Origin of the sequence: Archangium primigenium (assembly GCF_016904885.1) — a bacterium.
Classification (GTDB): domain Bacteria; phylum Myxococcota; class Myxococcia; order Myxococcales; family Myxococcaceae; genus Cystobacter; species Cystobacter primigenius.
In genome coordinates, this window is sequence record NZ_JADWYI010000001.1 from 1497693 (window position 1) to 1516898 (window position 19206).

The following is a 19206-nucleotide window of genomic DNA, read 5'->3' on the forward strand; positions in this document are numbered from 1 at the left end:
GGGTTTCGTGCGCTCCGCCGTCCTGCTCCTCGTCCTCTCCTGGCTCTTCGTGCCGCGCGTCCACGCGGCCTGTCCGTCGGAGGGCGTCAACGTCTTCCCGGCTCCGGGCTCGGTCGTTCCCACCAACACGCGCTTCCTGCTCGAGGGGGTGGGCGACCTGGCCAGCAAGGTGGGCACGCTGCCCGGGCGCATCCTGCGCATGCAGGGCCGCGGGCACGAGGTGGAGGTGCGCATCCAGCGCGGCTGGACGAGCGCCCTGGGCCGCAGCACCGTCATCCTCAAGCTGGCGGGGCCCCTGAGGGCCGGCCTGTCCTACACCCTGCGGCTGGATGACGTGTTGCCCGGCGTGAAGGTGCTCAACGGCGGGGGTGGCTCCACGCCGGAGTGGATCAGCGGCCGGGGGCAGGACGTGGCGCGCCCGCGCTGGCTCAAGCGTCCCGCGGTGCGCGAGGGCCTGTCGCGCCGGACCCGGGATGGAAGTGAGCGGTTCGTGAAGTTGAGCATGTCACTGCTGGAGGACAGTCCGGCCTATGTGCTGGTGACCCTGTCCCACCGGCAGGGCGACATGGCGGCGCAGCACTACGTGACCCCCCTGCAGAACGGCGTGGCCCTGGTGGGGCATGACGCCTGCGGCGGGGCGTTCGCCCTGGAGGAGGGCAAGAGCTACCGGGCCCAGCTCGAGGTCTTCGATGCCGCGGGGAACACGGCGCCCGCGGTCCCTCCTCTGATATTCGAGGCGCCCGTGGCCCCCCTGGAGAACCGATGACGGTGGACGTGGAGTCGTTGAAGCAGCGGATGGTGACGCACCTGCACGCGCTGCAGGACGAGATTTGCGGAGCGCTGGAGCGGCTGGACGGCCAGGGGCGCTTCCGCGAGGACCCCTGGCAGCGTCCGGGCGGGGGCGGGGGTCGCAGCCGGGTGATGGAGGAGGGCGCCGTCCTGGAGAAGGGCGGGGTGAGCACGTCGGTGGTGTTCGGCGAGCTCGACGAGGCCTTCGCGGGCAAGCTCCAGGGCGAGGGGCGGACGTTCTGGGCCGGGGGCCTGTCGCTGGTGCTCCACCCGCGCAACCCCCACGTGCCCACGGTGCACGCCAACTACCGCTTCATCCATCAGGGCGGCAAGGCGTGGTTCGGCGGCGGCGCGGACCTGACGCCCTACTACCTGGTGGACGCGGACGCGGAGCACTTCCACCGCGTGCACAAGGAGGCGTGTGACCGGCACGACCCCACGTACTACCCGCGCTTCAAGCCGGCGTGCGACACGTACTTCCACCTGCGCCACCGCGACGAGGCCCGGGGCGTGGGCGGCATCTTCTTCGAGAACATGGGCGGCGACCTGGAGCGCGAGTTCGCCTTCGTGCGCGACGTGAGCCAGGCCTTCCTGCCCGCCTACCTGCCCATCGCCGAGCGGCGCAAGGACACGCCCTACACCGAGGCCCAGCGCGACTGGCAGGAGGTGCGGCGCGGGCGCTACGTGGAGTTCAACCTCGTCTGGGACCGGGGCACCACCTTCGGCCTGGAGACCAAGGGGCGCACCGAGTCCATCCTCATGTCGCTGCCGCCGCGGGTGCGCTGGCGCTACGACTACCACCCCCAGCCGGGGACCGAGGAGGCGCGCCTGATCGAGGTGCTCCGCCATCCCCGCGCCTGGGCGGGGGTCTGATGGCCCCGGGTGGCAAGCGGGGGCCGCGCTGGGGCGTGCTCGCGGGCGCGGGGGCCCTGGTGGGCCTCGTGGGCGGCGGCCTGTTCCTCGCCGCGGGGTCCCGGCCGGATCCCGCGCTCGTGGCCCAGGAGCTCGCGCGCGAGGCCCGGGTCAACGTGCTGCGCCTGTGCGGGGACGTCCAGGCCTGGCGGGACGAGCATGGCCAGTTCCTCGCGGCGGGCCCGGTGCCGGCCCAGGTGCCACGCGGGGGCGAGGCGGTGGCGTTCGTGCCGGATGAGAACCTGGGGAAGATCGGCTTCGCGCCGGGCGAGCGCGTGCGCTGCCAGTACGAGGTCCGCGTGCACGAGTCGCCCCTGGGCGAGGCGGAGGTCACCTGCTTCGCGCGCGGCGACCTGGACGGAGACGGCCAGGTGTCGGTGTACAGCGTCACCCTGGACGCCAATGGCATGACGTCGGAGGTCAAAGCGGAGCGCGAGGGCGAGTGATCCGGGGGAGGTCTCGCAACTCCCCGGCCAGATGGGCGACAATCCCGGGTGATGAGTCAATCCGGAAACATCAAGGGGCCGCCTGGGGGAGCCATCGGGTTCGTCCCGACACGTGTTTCCGACGGAGGCGTGCAGGGCCGCGGCGATCGGCAGCAGGGCGGGGGCGATGGCATGGAGCGCGAGGAGCGCACGCGCATCGGCCGCTCGCCCCTGGACACCCGGCCCGGTGGCGCGGGCAGGGGTCCGGGCATGGAGCGCGAGGAGCGCCCGCGCATCGGCCGCTCGCCCCAGGAGCCCGCGCCGGCGGCGCCCTCCGGCCGAGGCGAGCCGCAGACGCTTCCCGGGGGCCCGCGCGACAGCACCCCGCGCGACACCGTGAAGCCCAACCGGATGCGCTTCGCCCAGGACGGACTGGAGACGCGCGAGCCGCAGCGGCCCGTGCGGACCCGGGAGGCCGTGACGTCCGCCGAGCTCTTCGAGAAGCCCGCCGCCCCGCGTCCCACGAGCGAGCGGCCCCGCCCGCAGGGCACCGAGGGCGCGGCGTCCAGCAACTTCGAGACCCCCGACCTGGAGCCGGCCCCGGCCCCGGAGCGGGCGTCCTCCCCGGCGGACTCCCTCGAGGTCCCGTCCCCGACCTCCTCCGCGCCGGTGGAGCGGGCCGAGACCCGGCCGGACGCGCCCGACGTCTCGTTCGAGGAGCCCGCGCCGACGCCGTCCCGCGCGCCGTCCGCCCCGCGCACCGAGGGCAAGCCCACGCCCGACGCGCTGGAGACCCGGGCGCCGGAGCAGGCCGAGCGGCCCGCGCCCACCGAGGGCGAGACGCCCGCGGACACCGGCTTCGAGACGCCCGAGGGCAAGCCGCTCCCGTCGCGCGCGCCGAGGCCGCAGGAGCCCCGGGGCGAGACGCGCTTCGAGCCGCCGCCTCCTCCCACCGACGCCGAGCCGCCCGTCGCCGGCCACCCCGTGCCGCCGGGTGTTCCCGGCCCGCCCCGGCGGATCGAGGACCTGCTGCCGAAGTTCGACGAGTCCATCGGCCAGGAGTCGCTCGCCCACCACTTCTCGGAAGAGGTCGCCTTCCTGGGCGCGGAGCTGCGGCCCTCGCGGATGCCGCCGGGGGAGCGGGCCCTGCGGCTCTGGGCCTTCTTCGCCGCCTATGCCCGGGCGAACGCGAAGGATCCCGAGGGGCAGTCGCCCGCCGGACGCGCCCGCTTTGAGCAGGCCCTCGTGAAGAACGGCTTCGGGGGCCTGCGTGACGCGGCCACCGGCAAGAATGGCGTGGAGACGGCGCTGGTGATGCTGGCGTCGCGCTCGCCGGAGGAGCTGCAGTCGCGGCTCGCCGAGGTCCGCATCGAGCCGGGTCCCGAGCACCTGCCCTCGGAGGTCTTCCTGCCCGTCGTCGACGAGCGCGCGCCGGAGAAGCCCGCCAAGGCGGCGCCGGAGAAGCCCGCCAAGGCCGCCGCGCCCGAGGCCCCCGTGGCCAGGAAGGCCGAGCCGGCCGTGGATCCGGACGACATCACCCAGCCCGAGGAGCTTCCGGGCACGCCCGCCAAGGCCCCCGCCGAGGCCAAGACCGCCGCCGAGGCCAAGGCGCGTCCGGCCGGGGCGGAGGCGGCGCCCTTCGATCAGCAGGAGCCCAAGGCCGTGGTGCCCCAGGGCCTGAGCGCGAGCGTGCCCAACCCGGCGCTGGTGCCTCCCCGGGTGGCCCTGTCCCCGCGCGACGCGCTCAAGGACGGCGCGGAGCCGGTGGTCGATCGCCGCGGCGGCACGAACAAGCGCCTGGGGCCCCACATGTTGTGGAACGCCCTGCACGGCCTGCGCGACCCGGCCGAGGACAGTGCGGTGCTCAAGGAAAAATGGAGCCAGCTCGCATTCGGCTCCATCGTGGCCCTGGTGGGCGCGGCGCTGCTGGTGGCCATGCTCGCCAGCCTGTAGCACTCAAGAATGCTTGGGACGACGGGGCGGCGTGTTAGGGTAGCGCCCCCTTGGCCACCGACGACCTCACTCTCGTCAAACGCGTGCGTGATGGAGATCAGCGCGCCTTCAAGCTCCTCGTCGAGCGCTACCAGCGCAAGGTGTACGCGGTCGCGCTCGGCATGCTCAAGGACAAGGAGGAGGCGATGGACGTCTCGCAGGAGGCGTTCGTCAAGGTCTACAAGTACCTGGACCACTTCAAGGGCGACTCTTCCTTCTATACGTGGCTCTACCGCATCACGACGAACATCTGCATCGACGTGATCCGCCGCCGGGGCACCGCGGGCGGGCCCATGGAGGAGTTCGACGAGTCCATGACGGACCTGTCCGAGACCCGGATTGGCGCCCTGGGCAGCCGCCTGGGGACCAACCCCCAGAAGAGCGCCCTGCGCCGCGAGCTGGCGGAGAAGATCCAGGAAGCCCTGGCCACCGTGCCGGAGAAGCACCGCGCCATCCTCCTGCTGCGCGAGGTGGAGGGCATGTCCTACGAGGACCTGTCCCGCACCCTGGACATTCCCAAGGGCACCGTCATGAGCCGGCTCTTCCACGCCCGGGCCAAGGTGCAGAAAATCCTCAGTGAATACCTGGAGTTGGACGAGGCCAAGAGCGGAGTGGGCAGTGAGTGAGGGCGGCTGGAATATTGCTTTTCCCTTTCCGTCCAAGCCCGCAGACACCCTTTTCCGCAACGGGTAGAACATGGCCACGAACTCCGCATGTGAGCGTTTCATCCCGTTGTTGTCCCCGTACATCGACGGGGAGGTGTCGCCCGCGGACCGGGTCAACGTGGAGCGGCACATGGCCGCCTGCCGGGACTGCGCCAGCCGGGCGGCGGACCTGAGGGCCGAGTCCGCGCTCCTGCGCGTGGGCCTCGAGATGGCCGTGGACGACGTGGACTTCAAGGACTTCACCCAGAAGGTGATGGCCCGGGTCACGCCGGACCGCCCGCCGCTCTGGGAGCGCGTGCGCATCACGCTCTCGGAGATGTTCCTCTACCACCGCACCGCCATGGTCTCGTCGCTGGCCACCGCGGCCCTGGTGGTGCTGGTGGCCGTGCCCGTGGTGCTCAACAACCAGCGCGCCGCACCCCTGGGCTACGGGGCGGAGCGGATGCGCGTGCAGCAGGTGGTGGCCAGCGAGGGCGCCAAGACCCGGCCCCTGGTCCTGGAGTCCGATGACGGAAACACCATCATCTGGACGGTGGACCAGGACGCGTCCACGCCGCACGATGCCACGCCGGCCGGCTCCGCGGCGGGGGACCGGGGCGAGGACGCGGACGAGCTCGACGGGGAGTCGCCCCAGGACGTGCCGGGTCGTCGGCCGGTGAAGCCCGCGACGCCGGACAAGCCCCCCAAGGGAGGAGAGCTGTGACGATGATGACGCGCACGCCGATGATCCCGGTGCTCCTGGTGCTGGGGTTGCTGCTTCCCGGAGGGGTGAGGGCCCAGGCACCCGCGGGGCCCCAGAAGCTCAACGTGGAGGTGGAGGTGGTGCTCGTCTCCCGCGAGGGCAACGAGGTGTCCCCCGCGCGGCTGCAGAAGATGAAGGACACGTTCAGCAAGCAGAACCTGAACTTCACCTCCTTCAAGAGCCTCTCGCAGCAGTCCGTGGTGGTGAGCAACCAGTCGCCCACCGAGGTGAAGCTGCCCAACGGCGTGACGGCCTCGATCAAGCTCCAGTCCCTGCAGGCCGGCACCGCCACCCTGCGGGTGGACGTGCCCCAGCAGACCGCCGCCTCCGTGCAGCTGGGCCGCGAGGGCGCCGTCTACCAGCGCGCCGGCAAGCACCAGGGGGGCGAGCTCATCCTCGTGCTCTCCTCGCCTCCCGGGAAGTAGCGCCCGGTTTCACTCCACGTCCTCCTCGTGCCCGCCTGGCCCCGCCCGGCGGGCACGTCGCGTCTCAGGCCCCACCCGGTCATCCGGTCATTCGTTCCGGGGGGTTTTCCCTCCCGAGCGGTAGAAATGTCAGTCCCTGGCATGGCCTTTTCCCCTCCCCCCTCCCCCCCGCTGTAAGGAATTCCAAGGGGTTACGTCCAGGCACGCCGGTTGCTAAGGGATCAGGCACGGGCGGCGGCGGCGGTTGGCGGGAACGAACGACACAGCGGCACAAGGGACGGGGTGGATCATGGCGAAGGCCCAGCGGAGTGGTGGTCGGGTGGTGCGGGTGGCGGGTCAGGTGAAGAAGTCGGCGAACCGCGCGGTGGCCAAGGCCCGCAAGCCGGTGGAGCAGGTGCAGGTGACGCTGGGAGACCTCATCGCCGCGGCGTTCGACGTCGCCGGGGAGACGAAGGCCGCCGCCAAGCTGGTGGCCTCGCGCTCCATGGAGCAGCTCACCGGCCGCCACATCGTCGTCGTCGGCTGAAGGCCCACACGCCAACGGTGTGCAGGGTCGGTTGTTCGCTGTTCGTGGAGACAAGGTGCACTTCTGTCCGAGCAGGTCCTGCCGGACGAAGCGCCCGGAGGGGATTAAAATGACGGGCCATGATCGGTGCCCTTCTCCTTGCCTCCGTGCTCCATCAGGCCCCTCGGGCCTTCGTTGAAAACCCCGCTCTGGCGGAAGAAGGCATCCATTTCCATGCCGCCCTGGAAGTCGAGGCGCTCGCGCTGCCCTCGGGCTCCCTGGGCGCCAACGGGATGGATGGCTATGCCGTGGTGTTCCCCCGCATGGGTGTGCGCGGTGGGAGTGAATTCGAGTTCGAACTGGGTGCGCCCCTGCGGCTGAGGCTGCTGGATCGCGAGCCGGTGGCGGACACGTCGGACTTCGGCGGCTTCCTGCGCTACCAGGACTGGGACGAGCGCAGTGATCTGGGTCAGCTCGTGCGCACGCTCCGGGTGGGCCGCGACGACGGCGCCTTCCTGCTGCGCGCCGGGGCGTACTCCACCTGGTCGCTCGGCGCGGGCTGGCTCGTCAACCGCTACAACAACAACCTCAACCCGGACTACCACCCGGCGGGCGCCAACGTCGTGGCGTACCTCGGGCCCACGCGCGTGGAGCTGTTCGCCAGCGACGTGCTGGCCGGACGCCTGTTCGCGGGCGAGTTCCGCCTGGACCTGGGCCGGGTGCTCAGTGACGACCCGGAGGCCTCGGACCGCTTCCTCTTGTCGCTGGACGTGGCGCACGACTTCGGCCGCGCGGGCCTGCGCGCCCAGGAGTTGTCCGCGGCGAGCATCGGCTTCCAGGCGGGGGTGGTGCGCTCGGACACGCTGCAATTGTGGTTGCAGGCGGCCGCGGGCGCGCGCGCGGACACGCTCATCGAGTCGGTGCCGGACTTCGGCGCGGCCTTTGGTGTGGTGGCCCGGGGCCTGCCCTCGGAGAACGTGGACATCACCGGGCGGCTGGAGGCGCGGCGCCAGGGCGGCCGCTTCCGCTTCGGCTTCTTCGGCCCGAGCTACGAGCTGGCGCGCTTCTCCGGCGTGGGCCTGCGCGAGGCGCCGCTGGCCGAGGAGCTCTTGCCCGCGACGTTCTCCGGCTATGGCGAGGTGGCGGCGAGCGTGCGCCCCCTGGCGGACGGGGACCTGAACCTGAGCGCGAGCGCCAGCGGCGAGTACTTCGTCGCCACGGGCCGGGTGGACGCGGACGCCGCGGTGCAGGTGACGCTGCCCGGCAAGCAGACGGTGGGCGAGCTGCGCGTCATCCTCACCGACGTCACCGGCCGGCCGCGCTACGCGGTGGCCACCGAGCTGCGCCAGCGCATCCTGCCCGCGCTCTACGGCGTGGCCTCGGTGGGCACGGTGCACTTCCCCGTGGTGGACGGGGCGTCGGTGCGGCTCGTGCGCGGCTTCACCGCCGGCCTGGGCGTGGGCGTGGACTTCGATCGCTAGCGGCTGAAGAGGCCCTTGCGCTTCTGCGGCGGGGTGTCCTGCTTGGCCATGCGCGAGAGGCGCTGGCCGAGGATGCGGCTCATCTCCAGGGCGATGGCGGGGTTGGCCATCACCACCCCGCGGAAGTCCTCGCGGCCCACGCTCGCCAGCTCGCACGCGGTGGCGGCCGAGGCGTGGGTGGCGCGCGGCTCGCCGGTGAGCAGGGCGATCTCCCCGAAGAAGCCCCCGGGGCCCACCGTCTCCACGACGCGGCCCCCGTCCGCCTTCAGGTTCACCTGGCCGGAGACGACGACGTAGAACGTCTCGCCCGCGTCGCCCTTCTTGAAGATGGGCTCGCCGGCCTGCTTGCGCAGGTACTCGGCGCCGTGCGCCACCTTGCGCAGCTCCTCGCCGCTCAGGGGCGCCAGGAAGTCCAGCTTGCGCAGCAGCTCCGCGAGTGGCGTCTCGGAGTCCTGGGGCGGCTCCTCGGTGAGGCACTCCACGGCGCGGGCGAGCTCCGCGCGGCGCGCCACGAGGATGAGCGTGTGCTCGGCGCGCAGCTGCGTGTTGCCGTCCGGCAGGGTGATGCGGCCCTCGGGATCCAGGATGCCGATGAAGACGCACTCGCGGGGGAAGCCGGGCAGCGAGCGCACCTGGGCCACGGTGCGGCCGGCCACGAGCGCCTGGGGGCTCACCTTGAGCTCGAAGAGGATGGCGTCCCCGGCGGCCAGGGGCAGCGAGCCCGCCACCTCGGGGAAGTCGATGGCCGTGGTCATCTTGGCCACCACCACCTCGGCCTCCTCCACCAGTTCGCGCACACCGGCCAGGCGGTAGGGCTCGCGGTAGCGGCTGTCCAGCATGCGCACCATGACGCGCGCGGGGCTCACCGCGCGCACCAGCGTGGCGAACGCCAGGTTCTCCGCGTCGCGCGCGAGCACCCCCGCCGCCACGTCCGCCTGGGTGATGCCCGCGGTCTCCAGCACCCGGGGGTCCGTGGCGTCCCCGCACACCGTCACCACGCCAATCTCCTCGAAGAGCTTGTGGCAGATGAGCGGATCTCGCTCCACCACCGTCACCTGGTGCTGCTCGCTCACGAGCCGCGCCGCCAGCGTGCCGCCCACCCGTCCGCCTCCGGCGATGACAATCTTCATGACACCTTCCTCCCGCTGCCCGTATCGGCGTCGGGCACGTCCGACAACACGTGTTCCAGCTCGAGCGTGCGCTCGTCCAGCCGCGCGAGCTGGGCCTCGGCCGTGGCGTCGGGGATGAGGCCCGCGCGCCGGGCCGACAGGAGCGCGGTGCGCTCGGCGTCCACCAGGTGCCGCCGCGTGGTCAGCACCAGCCGCGCCGCCTGCGCCAGGTGCTGCTCGCTCAAGCGGCGCAGCTCGCGCTCGGCGTGCGCGATGCCCACCTGGTAGTCGCTGCGCAGGTGCTCGTAGGCCGCGCGGGGGATGACGCCCTGCTCGTGCAGCCGCTCCAACTCCTGGCGCGCCGCGCGGCTGGCGATGAGCCGCGCCTGCTGCTCGCCCACCGCGTGCGCCACCGGATCGTCCCGGAACAGGCCCAGGCGCTTGAGGAAGCCGGTGAGCAGGAGCCCCTGGCCCACGAGCGACAGGAACGTCACCCCGAAGGCGATGGACACCAGCTGCTCGCGCGCGGGCGTGCTCTCGGGCAGGCCCAGGGCCAGGCCGATGGACAGCGCGCCCTTGATGTTGCCGAAGATGAAGACGTGCTGCCAGCGGAAGGGCACGGACTCGGAAGGGCGCACCCAGCGCAACAGCAGGAAGGGCACGTAGATGGCCACCGCGCGCCCGAGGAAGACACACGCCACGGCGAGCAGCGTGAGCGGCAGGTGGCGCACGAGCGAGCCCGGCTTGGTGGCGAGCCCCACCGACAGGAACAGGAAGGTGTTCACCCCGAAGGTGGCGTACTCCCAGAAGGTGTGGATGGCCACCTGGCTCTGCGCCGCCACGTGCCGGCGCAGGGTGATGCCCATGCTCAGCCCGGCCGTCACCGCGGCGATGGCGCCGGACATGTGCACCGTCTCGCCCACCACGTACGCGGAGAAGGCGAGCGCCGTCGTCACCATGATCTCCGCGAGCGGATCGCGCGTGTGGCGGATGATGACGCCGGCCACGAGCGCCAGCGCCAGGCCGATGGCCAGCCCTCCGAGGGTGGCCATCACCACCTGGGCGCCGAGCAGCGGCAGCGAGAAGGACGTCTGCCCGCGCGTCACCACGCCGGCGATGGCCGCGTAGGCCACCAGGGCGGTGCCGTCATTGAAGAGGCTCTCGCCCTGCATGATGCCCGACAGGCGCCGGGGCACGGGCGCGTGGCGGAAGGCATAGAGGATGGAGACCGTGTCCGTGACGGACAGCATGGCGCCCAGCAACATGGCGGGCCCCCACGCGAGCGCGAGCGCGACGTGCAGGGCCGTGCCGGTGGCGGTGATGGCCAGCACCATGCCCAACGAGGCCAGGGTGGCGATGGGCACCAGGTTGGCGCGCACGTTGGCCACGTCCGCGGTGATGCCGCCCTCGAACAGGAGCAGGGGCAGACACACCAGGAAGACGACGTCCGGATTGAGGGGCGGCACCCCCGGCAACAGCCCTCCCACCGAGATGAGCAGGCCGCCCACCACCAGCGCGACACTGTAGGAGATGCTCACGCGCTTGGCGGCGATCGCGAGCGTGCTGGCGGCCACCATCAGGCCGATGAGGAGGTTCATTTCAAGGTGCACGGGCACCCGCGAGTCTCGCAGATGCCCGCCACCGCCGCACGGGCCCGTTGCGACTCTCCGTGTGATTTTTCCCCGCGGAAGCAGGGGGCCGGGCTGGACTGGGAGTGGAGGGGGATGGCGAGGGTGGGGGCTCCGGGTTTCGCGCCTCCATGAAACACATTCTCCTGTCCCTGGCCCTCGTGGGGGCCGTGGCGTGTGGTCCCGCCATGCCCGGTGCGGACGCGCCGGAAGAATCCCAGACCTCCCTGGACTCCCGAGCCTCCGGGCTCGTCACGCCCGCGCAGGGCCCGATTCCCGCAGGGCTGCCCGCCCGCCTGCTCGTCGGCCTGTTCGAGGACAATGGCCAGACGTGGATGAAGAACAGCGGGGTGCCCTGGGACGTGCGCTACCGCTATCTCACCAAGGGCTGGGTGAACAACTGGGGCTGGTCCCCGGCGGATGGCTCGTTCGCGCTGCAGTACATGAACGAGTCCGCCGCCCAGGGCGCCCTGCCCGCGGTGCAGTTCTACCAGGTCAACGCCGAGCCGGGCGGGGGCGAGGATCAATTCCTCTCCAAGGTCCAGAACGCCACCACCATGCGCGGCTACTTCTCCGACTTCAAGCTGCTCATGCAGCGGGCCAAGGACCACGGCAAGCCCGTGCTCGTGCTGCTCGAGGCGGATGGCTATGGGCTCTTGCAAAAACAGACGGGGAGCAACCCCCACGCCCCCGCGGCCGTGGCCTCCACCGGCCTGCCCGAGCTCGCGGGCCTGCCCAACACCGTGGCCGGCTGGGGCCTCGCCTTCCTCCAACTGCGCAAGGCCGTGGGCGCGAGCAACGCCGTCCTCGGCATCCACGTCTCCGCCTGGGCGAGCGACAAGGACGTCGCCTACTTCTCCGTGACGGATCCCCTCCAGCCGGAGGTGGACCGGGTGCACGCCTTCCTCAAGCCGCTGGGGCTCGGCGCCAACGTCACCGGCGCCACCTACGACGTGCTGGTGGGCGACCCGCTCGACCGGGACTCGGACTTCTACGCGCGCGTGCAGGGGCAGAACCGCTGGTGGAACGCGAGCGACTCGGCCTCCGTGTCCTCGGCGAGCTTCAACCGCTACGCCGAGTGGCTGCGGCTGTGGAACGTGACGGCCGGCAAGCGCTGGGTGCTCTGGCAGATCCCCGAGGGCAACTCGAACCACCTCAACGTGGACAACGCGGGCGGGGCGCGCCAGGGCTACAAGGACAACCGCGCCGAGTACTTCTTCGGCACGGGGAGCGCCGCGCACCGCGAGAAGTTCGCGAGCGCCGGCGTCATCGCCCTGCTCTTCGGCCGGGGCGAGGGCCGACAGGCCTCGCACACCAATGACGTCTATTCGGACGGCCAGCCCTTCCTCAAGAGCCGCGCGGGCGCCTTCCTCCAGGCCGGTGGGCTGCCCCTGCCGGGCGGGAGCACCCCGCCCCCCACGACGCCCCCGCCCACCACGCCCCCGCCCGCCACGGGGGACACGGCGCCCTACCACTTCGAGGACGGGACGCAGGGCTGGGTCGCCTCGGGCGCCAGCGTGGCGTCGTCCCCCGCCAAGGCCTACGCGGGCAGCCGCTCGCTCGCGGTGGCGGTGGCGGCGAGCGGCGCGGGCCTCACGCGCGTGTCCGTGCCGAACCCCACGGTGGCCGCCGGCAAGACGGTGTCCTTCCAGGTGTGGGTGCCCGCGGGCAGCCGCCTCACGGGCGTGCAGCCCTATGTGCAGGAGGGCGCCGCGGGCAACTGGCGGTGGACGGGCGCGTGGGCGGGCGTGGGCTCGCTCCAGGCCGGTGGGTGGAGCCCCGTGCGGGTGACGGTGCCCCCGGGCGCGGCGGCCCTGTCCCAGCTCGGCCTGGAGCTGTTCACCAGCGGCGCCTGGTCCGGCACCGTCTACGTGGACGCCGTGGCCTGGTGAGGCGTCTGTCCGCTACGGCCGGGCGGACGTGGACAACATCTAGGTCCGGGGCTTGGGGCCTGGGCGGGTGAGGAGCAATTCTTCCGGCAGCGGTATCCGGACGAGCTTCAGCCCCTTCAGGCCGTGGTCCACCACCGTGAAGCCCTGGCCGGCGACCCTGACGAGCTGGCCATCCTTCGCGGTTCCGCTCGAAAGCCACGCGTCCGCCTCTTCCCGGGAGGCGAACGTGTGGGCGACCTGGATGCCCTCTGTCGCCGGGGTTGTGATTTTTCGGAAGAATTCGCGCAGCTCCGCGAGTTTCTTGGGGTCGTCGCGGATGAGGAGCAGCGCGGCCGAACAGACGCGGAGCGCTTCGTCCTCGGACGTTCCTCGGGCATGGTGTCTGCTCAAGGCCTCCATGGTTCGGAGGATGGCATCGGCATCGAAGTCCTGGGTGTATGTCATTGGGAGCGAGGGCCTAGAGGGCGAGGGGGAGGAGAATCAGCGCGCCGCTTCCGCCGGTGGCGAGGACGAAGGCGACGCCCGCGACGACGACGACCGTCCCGAGTGCGAGCTCGGTTTTGTGTGACCGAATCCAGTCTCGCGCCTTGTCGAAGCTCGAGAACTCAAGCGGAGGACGTTTCTTCACCCGCTCCGCTTCCTCCTGCTCCATCGCGTCGACACACTGCATGTACTGCTTGCGGCACTCCCTCGTGCAGTGCTCGTAGTACCACTCGTTGTGTTCAACGTGCGGGTAGGGCTGCTGAATGGACTCCCAGCAGCGGGTAAAGCACGTGTTGAGCACGTCATCGCATTCGTACCCGGAGCCGCCTGTCCCAAGCGCACTGCCCACTCCGCTCGCATCCTCGTCAATGACGTAGGCCCGAGCATTCAAGTCCCGTGCGGGTCGCGCATGCCCACAACTGGCGCAAGCCACCATCGCGGCGCTCAGCAGCACCAGCAGCCGGCGGGCCCCTCCCTCATCGACACGAGGGGGTCTGACCCCGCCACTACCCATGGGGTTGGTATCAGTCCTTCCAACCATCTCTCGAATCCCCAGTGAAATCCCGAATGATTTCGGTGGTTTAGAGCGCCGAGGGGGGGGGGGGGGGGGGGGGGGGGGGGGGGGGGGGGGGGGGGGGCTGTACGGATGTGCAGCTCCCCTGTCCTCGCCGACTGCTCTTCCGCCCATTTCGTCCGCATGGATCTTACGGACCGACGCGATACACCCTACGAGGTTGGGCCGTTGAGTGACAACGTCCGACAGACCCACTCAGGTAGGCAGTCAACGTTCTCGGCTCCGGGCGATGTCCTCGCCCCACGACCCCACGGAGCCCTGAGTCTTTCCGAGGCGAAGGGGGGGACACGCCGCCTCGCGAACAGGAGTGCTCCTGCTCAGCGCGGACGGTGTGTCGTGGAGTTTTCGGGCGCTCAGGGCTGGGGCATCAGGACGCGCCGGGGCTTGCGGTCCCGGATGAGCCAGCCATCGCCCAGGAGCGAGCCGTCGTTGCCGCCCCAGGCCCGCGTCCCGCCCTGGGCGAGGCTCGCATGGGACACCGCCCGGCCCGCCGAGATGGACACCACGCCCGTGAGCCCGGGAATGGCCGTGGGCGTGGACGAGGAGACCACGCCGGGCCGTCCCAGTTCGCCGCGGATGTTATTGCCCCAACTCCAGACGGTGCCATCGTCGCGCAGCGCCAGGGCATGCAGGTCGCCCGTCGCCACCGCCACGACGTCCGTCAGTCCAGGGACGGGCGCGGGGCTGTTGCGGGACGCGGGCGTGTCGACGCCGAGCACGCCCGCGAAGCTCTCGCCCCAACTCCAGACGGTGCCATCGGCGCGCAGGGCCAGGGCATGGGACGCCGAGGTCGCGAGCGCCACGACCTGGGTGAGGCCCGTCACCAGCACGGGGATGAGCCGGTCGGTGTTCGTTCCATCCCCGAGCTGGCCCTGGGCATTGCCGCCCCAGGCCCAGACGCGGCCATTGCCGTCCAGCGCGAACGACTGGGAGCGCTGGGCCGAGCCGGTGGCCACGGCCACGATGCCCGCGAGGCCCGGGATGGGGGCGGGCGTGCGTCGGGGCGTGGTCGTCCCATCCCCGAGCTGGCCGGCATGGTTGTGGCCCCAGGCCCAGACCCGGCCATCACCGCCGAGGGCCAGCACGTGGCCCGCGGATCCATAGGAGCGCGCGCTCGCCACGGCCACGATGCCCGAGAGGCCCGGGATGGGGGCGGGCGCGAGCCGAGGCGTGGTCGTCCCGTCCCCGAGCAGACCCTCGTGATTGGTACCCCAGGCCCAGACCGAGCCGTCCGAGCGCACGACGAGGGAGCTGCCGCGCACGGTGGTGACGGACACCGCGTCCGCGAAGCCCGGCACCTGGGCGGGCGGACGGTGGTCGGCGCCCGGAGGTTCGCCCGGCAGGAACGCGCCGGCGCCCCAGGCCCAGACGGAGCCATCCGCATGGAGCGCGAGGGCGCTCGCCCAGTCGAAGACCGCCGTCACCTCCCCCTGGCCGTGCGGCAAGGGCACGGGGGTGACGCGCTGCTCGGAGCCCGTTCCCGCCGCCCAGCTGTCGTTGTCACCCCAGGCCCAGAGCGTGCCCTCCTTCGTGCGGGCCAGGGTGTGGTACTTGCCCATCGACACCTCCACGGGCCGGATCGTCAGGGACACCGGGGCGGGCGTCAGGGGCATCGGGGACGGGACGTCGCCGAGCTTCCCGCTGAAGTCGAGGCCCCAGCTCCAGAGCGTTCCGTCCCGCCGCCGCGCGAACGAGGCCTGGTCGCTCGCGCCGATGGACACCACGCCGGAGATCGCCGTGACGCGGTGGGGCGTGGCGTAGCTGGGCTCCGTCTCGGCGTGCCCCGTCCCAATGCTCTCGCCCCACGCCCAGAGCGTCCCATCCCGCCGCAGGGCCAGCGAGTGCATCGAGCCCGCGGCCACCGCCACCACCTGGGTGATGCCGGGCACCCGCGCGGGAGCCGGGCTCGGCTCGCCGCTCCACCCGCGGCCCAGCTGTCCCACGAAGTTGGCGCCCCAGGACCACAGCGAGCCATCCCGGTGCACCGCCAGGCTGTGCGTCTCGCCGGTGGCGATGGAGACGATGCCCGTGAGTCCTGGCACCTGCGTGAAGGTGGGGTTGAAGTAGTCCTCGAGTCCGAGCTGACCGTTGTCGTTCTGTCCCGCCGCCCACACCGTGCCATCGCGGCGCAGCAGCAGGGTGTGCCACGCACTGGTGGCCAGGGCGACCACGTCCGTGATGCCCGGCACGAGCGTGGGCGTCTCCTGCTCCCAGACCCACCCCAGGCCCAGGCTCCCGCTTGCGTTGTCGCCCCAGCCCCAGACGCGGCCATCCGCGCCCAGGGCGAGGCTGTGGTCTCTGCCCGCCGCCACGGTGACCATCCCCGTGAGCTGTCCGACCCGCAGGGGCCGGGAGCGGGACATCTGGCTGGAGGGCACGCCGAGCTCGCTCCAGTCGTTGCTTCCCCAGGCCCAGACACTGCCTCCGGGCCCGAGCGCGAGGGAATGGGTCTCCGCCGCCGCCAGCGTCGGGCCTCGGCGAGAGAGAGGCCCTGGCGCGAGGGGGTTCGCCTCGAATTCCTCCAGGGGTTGGGCCCAGGCCAGGGAGCCCAGGAGTGAGAGCAACAGGACACAGCATGAGGGGAGGATTCGTCGCATGAAGACCTTTCTTGAATGAGGTGCCGATGCACAGCGGGCCCGGGTGCGCACCGGCGTGGGAGACGGGGCGCCACCCACCCGGTCGCGGGAGCGCCGGGCGGTGGACGCGGCGGGGCTTCACCCCGGAGGGCTCAGGGCCGGGGCAGGAGCGACAGGACGCGCCGGGGGACGGGGTCGATGATGGGCACGCCATCGCCCAGCATGGACAGCGGATTGGCACCCCAGGCGTAGACGGAGCCGTCCGCGAGCACCGCCTGGCTCGACAGCGCTCCCGCGGAGAAGGACACCACGCCGCTCAGGCCCGGCACGGGGGCGGGGGGCAGGAAGCCTTGGTCTTGCGTGCCCCGGCCCAGTTGCCCCGAGGCGTTGATGCCCCAGGCCCAGAGGCGGCCATCCGTGCGCAGCGCCAGCACGTGGTTGGCGGAGACCGCGGCCCGCACCACGTTCGTCATGCCGGTGATGGGCGCGGGGCTCGTGAGCAGGTCGGGGCCGGGGGGCAATTGGGGGTCGACGATGCTCCGCACGCCCCAGCCCCAGAGCGTGCCGTCCGTGCGCCGCGCCAGCGCGAGCGTGGTGCCCGCATGGATGTGGGTGACGTCGGTGAGGCCCGGCACGAGCAGGGGGCTGAGGCGGCGCGTGGTCGTGCCATCACCGAGCAGGCCCCGGTAGTTGGCGCCCCAGGCCCAGACGCGGCCGTCCTGGCCGAGCGCGAGCGCGTACTCTCTGTCCGCCGCGATGGCCACGATGCCACTCAGGCCCGGCACGAGCGCGGGCGTGGCGCGGGCGGTGGTGGTGCCATCACCCAGCTGGCCCTGGGTGTTGTCGCCCCAGGCCCACACCCGGCCGTCCTGGCCGAGCGCGAGCGTGAACGGGCCGTTTCCGGAGACGGCCCGGAGCGCGCTCAGGCCCGGCACGGCATGGGGCGCCTCCCTGGGCTGACCGTCGGCGTTACCGGTGGTGTTGCCCCAGGTCCACAGCGAGCCGTCGGTGCGCACGGCGTAGGGGTGCGTGGTGAAGGCCAGGGAGGTGACGCCCGTGAGGCCGGGAACGGGGGCGGGCTGGGGGCTGTAGCGTCCCGCGTCGCGGCCCAACTGTCCCCGGGTGTTGTCACCCGAGGCCCACACCGTGCCGTCCTGACGCAGGGCGAAGGTGTTCTGGAGGGCGAGCACGGAGGTCGTCACGCCCTGGAGGCCGGGCAGACGGACCGGCGCGGGGTGGAAGGCGAGCCCGCGGCCCACGGCGCCACTGCTGTCATTGCCCCAGCTCCACACCGCGCCGTCCAGGCGGCGCATCAGCCCATGCTCGTCGCCGAGCGCGAGGTCCACCGCGCCGCGGAACGCCGGGAGCTCGACGGGCGTGGCGTGCACGGTCGAGGGCGCTTGCGTGACGCCCCAGCCCCAGACCGAGCCGTCGCGCCGCATCGCGAAGACGCGCAGGGGACTCACCGCCAGGGCGCGCACCTGGGTGAGCCCGGGGATGCGCGCGGGCGTCGTCTGGATGTCGATGCCAGTCCCCAGGCCCAACACGCTCACGGGGTCGGGCCCCCAGCCCCACTCCGTGTTCCGGCCCCAGGCCCAGACCGTTCCCTGCCGGGACAGGGCCAGCGAGGAGAACTTGCCCGCCTTGACGGCCACGATGTCCGTGAGGCCGGGGACGGGCGCCGGCAGCGCGCGATCCTCCTGGGTGCCATCCCCCAGCTGGCCGACCCAATTGCTCCCCCAGCTCCACACCGTCCCGTCCTCGCGCAGGGCGAGGGAGTGCTCCTCGCCGACCGCGATGGCCGTGACCGAGGAGAGGCCCGGAATCGCGGTGGGCGTGGAGACCACCGGCTCGCCCGGGCCGAGCTGTCCATTGCCGTTGAGCCCCCAACCCCAGACGTGGCCATCCGCGCGCAGGGCCAGCGCGTGGTAGTTGCCCAGCGCGGTGGCGACCATCCGGGTGAGGGTGGGAATGGGCGTGAAGGTGTATTGGGGCGCTTGGGTGCCCAGGCCCAACATCCAGCCCATGGCGCCACACGTCCAGACGCGGCCGTCCACGCCCAGGGCCAGGCTCTGGTAGTCACTCATGGACACCGAGACGATGTGCTTCAGCCCGGGCACCTGGACGGGAGCGCGCCTGTCCAGGACATCGCCCGTGCCGAGCAGCAGCTGGAACGAGGAGCCCCAACCCCAGACGGTCCCGTCCGCCGCCAGCGCCAGGGAATTCTCGGAGGACGCGGCGAGCGTGCTCCACGACCTGGGCAGCAGCCCCTGGCGCTCGGGGTCGTCCGCCCCGGCGTCCTCGGGCGGCCAGGCCCAGGCGAGGGGAGAGCAGAGGGTGAGCAGCAGGGCCATTCTCGAGAAGGTGCGTCGTCGCATACACGTGTGTCCTTGCCGGCCGGGAGTGGGGCAGTGGGAGACGACGCGGGCACGCGACGAGGACACACCTCGGGCCGGGCTCGCGTTGTCTGGGATTGAATGTGGGGTGGGAAGGGTGGGACGCGGCGCCCACGCGGTCAGGGGGACTTCTCCCTTCCGCGCGAGCGCCACGTCGTGGGAAATCAAAGCATGCGGCGTGCCAGGGATGGGCCCGGGGCCAAACGCGCGGAATCACGCACGGGGGGCGCGCGACATCCGCGCCCGGTGACATTCTTTGTCACCGCGCTGACGAATCAGGGCAGGGCGCGGAACCAGTCGGCGTAGGGGGTGTTCTGCACCTTGTGGCGATTGAAGTCCGGGGCGCCGTCGGTCCACCACGGGGGGCCGCGCTCGCCGAGCGCCACCTTCGCCTTGTGCACCCGGGCCCGCGCGGCGCGCTCGGCCAGGGCATTGCCCTCGCGCAGGGCCCGGCCCACGTCCCGCCGCGCGTGCATGAGCGCCTCCACCAGGAGCGCGCGCTGCTTGGGGCCGAGCGCGGGATCCGAGCGGCGCCAGAGCACGCCGTCCACCACCAGGTAGCGGCCATCCGGCGTCACCGGGGCAGGGCGGGTCGCGCGGCGGCTCATGGTC

General features: G+C 72.1%; 17 protein-coding genes. 10 read left to right on the forward strand and 7 right to left on the reverse strand.

The genetic code is table 11. The annotated features are described in order from the left end of the window. The first annotated feature begins 7 nt into the window (after positions 1 to 7). The 9 genes from I3V78_RS06480 (at position 8) to I3V78_RS06520 (ending at position 7936) form a co-directional block, all read left to right on the forward strand. Positions 8 to 766 (forward strand): hypothetical protein, encoded by a 759-nt coding sequence (locus I3V78_RS06480; RefSeq protein ID WP_204485440.1) that lies wholly within the window; start codon positions 8 to 10, stop codon positions 764 to 766. Then, positions 763 to 1662, forward strand: coding sequence for an oxygen-dependent coproporphyrinogen oxidase (hemF, locus tag I3V78_RS06485; protein ID WP_204485441.1), 900 nt, complete (start codon positions 763 to 765; stop codon positions 1660 to 1662). Before I3V78_RS06480 ends, hemF begins: the two co-directional genes overlap by 4 nt. Further along, positions 1662 to 2147 (forward strand): hypothetical protein, encoded by a 486-nt coding sequence (locus I3V78_RS06490; RefSeq protein WP_204485442.1) that lies wholly within the window; start codon positions 1662 to 1664, stop codon positions 2145 to 2147. Before hemF ends, I3V78_RS06490 begins: the two co-directional genes overlap by 1 nt. A 129-nt stretch (positions 2148 to 2276) precedes the next feature. Further along, positions 2277 to 4079, forward strand: a complete 1803-nt coding sequence (locus I3V78_RS06495) for a hypothetical protein (protein ID WP_204485443.1) — start codon at positions 2277 to 2279, stop codon at positions 4077 to 4079. Between the two features lie 50 nt (positions 4080 to 4129). Beyond that, positions 4130 to 4744 (forward strand): RNA polymerase sigma factor, encoded by a 615-nt coding sequence (locus tag I3V78_RS06500; protein WP_204485444.1) that lies wholly within the window; start codon positions 4130 to 4132, stop codon positions 4742 to 4744. Positions 4745 to 4814: 70 nt separating this feature from the next. Continuing rightward, positions 4815 to 5486: an anti-sigma factor family protein gene (locus I3V78_RS06505; protein WP_204485445.1), complete on the forward strand. Its 672-nt coding sequence runs from the start codon at positions 4815 to 4817 to the stop codon at positions 5484 to 5486. Between the two features lie 2 nt (positions 5487 to 5488). Further along, complete coding sequence (locus I3V78_RS06510) at positions 5489 to 5950, forward strand: hypothetical protein (RefSeq protein WP_204485446.1); 462 nt, start codon at positions 5489 to 5491, stop codon at positions 5948 to 5950. Between the two features lie 289 nt (positions 5951 to 6239). Continuing rightward, the gene (locus I3V78_RS06515; RefSeq protein WP_204485447.1) at positions 6240 to 6476 is read left to right on the forward strand and encodes a chaperonin; all 237 of its coding nucleotides are present in this window, start codon (positions 6240 to 6242) and stop codon (positions 6474 to 6476) included. Between the two features lie 119 nt (positions 6477 to 6595). Beyond that, entirely contained in the window at positions 6596 to 7936 is a 1341-nt protein-coding gene (locus tag I3V78_RS06520) for a hypothetical protein (RefSeq protein ID WP_204485448.1), read from the forward strand. On the opposite strand, the gene I3V78_RS06525 is transcribed toward I3V78_RS06520, so the two are convergent. Both I3V78_RS06525 and I3V78_RS06530 read right to left on the reverse strand, forming a co-directional pair. Then, positions 7933 to 9066 carry an NAD-binding protein gene (locus I3V78_RS06525; RefSeq protein ID WP_204485449.1) on the reverse strand — a complete coding sequence of 378 codons (1134 nt, stop codon included), beginning with the start codon at positions 9064 to 9066 and terminating at the stop codon, positions 7933 to 7935. The two genes, I3V78_RS06520 and I3V78_RS06525, sit on opposite strands and share 4 nt — an antisense overlap. Beyond that, positions 9063 to 10643 carry a cation:proton antiporter gene (locus tag I3V78_RS06530; RefSeq protein WP_239576325.1) on the reverse strand — a complete coding sequence of 527 codons (1581 nt, stop codon included), beginning with the start codon at positions 10641 to 10643 and terminating at the stop codon, positions 9063 to 9065. The genes I3V78_RS06525 and I3V78_RS06530 overlap by 4 nt, the downstream gene beginning before the upstream one ends. 161 nt (positions 10644 to 10804) lie before the next feature. Here I3V78_RS06530 and I3V78_RS06535 point away from each other — a divergent pair, with 161 nt between their 5' ends. After that, positions 10805 to 12565 carry a hypothetical protein gene (locus I3V78_RS06535; RefSeq protein ID WP_239576326.1) on the forward strand — a complete coding sequence of 587 codons (1761 nt, stop codon included), beginning with the start codon at positions 10805 to 10807 and terminating at the stop codon, positions 12563 to 12565. Positions 12566 to 12604: 39 nt separating this feature from the next. Here the strand turns inward: I3V78_RS06535 and I3V78_RS06540 are convergent, their stop codons facing one another. The 5 genes from I3V78_RS06540 to I3V78_RS06560 form a co-directional block, all read right to left on the reverse strand. After that, the gene (locus I3V78_RS06540; protein ID WP_239576327.1) at positions 12605 to 13009 is read right to left on the reverse strand and encodes a hypothetical protein; all 405 of its coding nucleotides are present in this window, start codon (positions 13007 to 13009) and stop codon (positions 12605 to 12607) included. A 13-nt stretch (positions 13010 to 13022) separates the two neighbouring features. After that, positions 13023 to 13349: a hypothetical protein gene (locus tag I3V78_RS39055; RefSeq protein WP_239576328.1), complete on the reverse strand. Its 327-nt coding sequence runs from the start codon at positions 13347 to 13349 to the stop codon at positions 13023 to 13025. A gap of 626 nt (positions 13350 to 13975) precedes the next feature. Beyond that, positions 13976 to 16219 (reverse strand): RCC1 domain-containing protein, encoded by a 2244-nt coding sequence (locus tag I3V78_RS06550; RefSeq protein WP_204485451.1) that lies wholly within the window; start codon positions 16217 to 16219, stop codon positions 13976 to 13978. Positions 16220 to 16350: 131 nt separating this feature from the next. Further along, complete coding sequence (locus I3V78_RS06555) at positions 16351 to 18576, reverse strand: RCC1 domain-containing protein (protein ID WP_204485452.1); 2226 nt, start codon at positions 18574 to 18576, stop codon at positions 16351 to 16353. A gap of 293 nt (positions 18577 to 18869) precedes the next feature. Then, positions 18870 to 19202 (reverse strand): hypothetical protein, encoded by a 333-nt coding sequence (locus tag I3V78_RS06560; RefSeq protein ID WP_204485453.1) that lies wholly within the window; start codon positions 19200 to 19202, stop codon positions 18870 to 18872. Positions 19203 to 19206 lie beyond the last annotated feature (4 nt).

Excerpts from the sequence above, each read along its gene's own strand:
- hemF (WP_204485441.1), top strand. The coding sequence starts at position 763 with ATGACGGTGGACGTGGAGTCGTTGAAGCAGCGGATGGTGACGCACCTG.
- I3V78_RS06490 (WP_204485442.1), top strand. The coding sequence starts at position 1,662 with ATGGCCCCGGGTGGCAAGCGGGGGCCGCGCTGGGGCGTGCTCGCGGGC.
- I3V78_RS06505 (WP_204485445.1), top strand. The coding sequence starts at position 4,815 with ATGGCCACGAACTCCGCATGTGAGCGTTTCATCCCGTTGTTGTCCCCG.
- I3V78_RS06510 (WP_204485446.1), top strand. The coding sequence starts at position 5,489 with ATGATGACGCGCACGCCGATGATCCCGGTGCTCCTGGTGCTGGGGTTG.
- I3V78_RS06515 (WP_204485447.1), top strand. The coding sequence starts at position 6,240 with ATGGCGAAGGCCCAGCGGAGTGGTGGTCGGGTGGTGCGGGTGGCGGGT.
- I3V78_RS06520 (WP_204485448.1), top strand. The coding sequence starts at position 6,596 with ATGATCGGTGCCCTTCTCCTTGCCTCCGTGCTCCATCAGGCCCCTCGG.
- I3V78_RS06525 (WP_204485449.1), bottom strand. The coding sequence starts at position 9,066 with ATGAAGATTGTCATCGCCGGAGGCGGACGGGTGGGCGGCACGCTGGCG.
- I3V78_RS06530 (WP_239576325.1), bottom strand. The coding sequence starts at position 10,643 with ATGAACCTCCTCATCGGCCTGATGGTGGCCGCCAGCACGCTCGCGATC.
- I3V78_RS06535 (WP_239576326.1), top strand. The coding sequence starts at position 10,805 with ATGAAACACATTCTCCTGTCCCTGGCCCTCGTGGGGGCCGTGGCGTGT.
- I3V78_RS06540 (WP_239576327.1), bottom strand. The coding sequence starts at position 13,009 with ATGACATACACCCAGGACTTCGATGCCGATGCCATCCTCCGAACCATG.
- I3V78_RS06550 (WP_204485451.1), bottom strand. The coding sequence starts at position 16,219 with ATGCGACGAATCCTCCCCTCATGCTGTGTCCTGTTGCTCTCACTCCTG.
- I3V78_RS06555 (WP_204485452.1), bottom strand. The coding sequence starts at position 18,576 with ATGCGACGACGCACCTTCTCGAGAATGGCCCTGCTGCTCACCCTCTGC.
- I3V78_RS06560 (WP_204485453.1), bottom strand. The coding sequence starts at position 19,202 with ATGAGCCGCCGCGCGACCCGCCCTGCCCCGGTGACGCCGGATGGCCGC.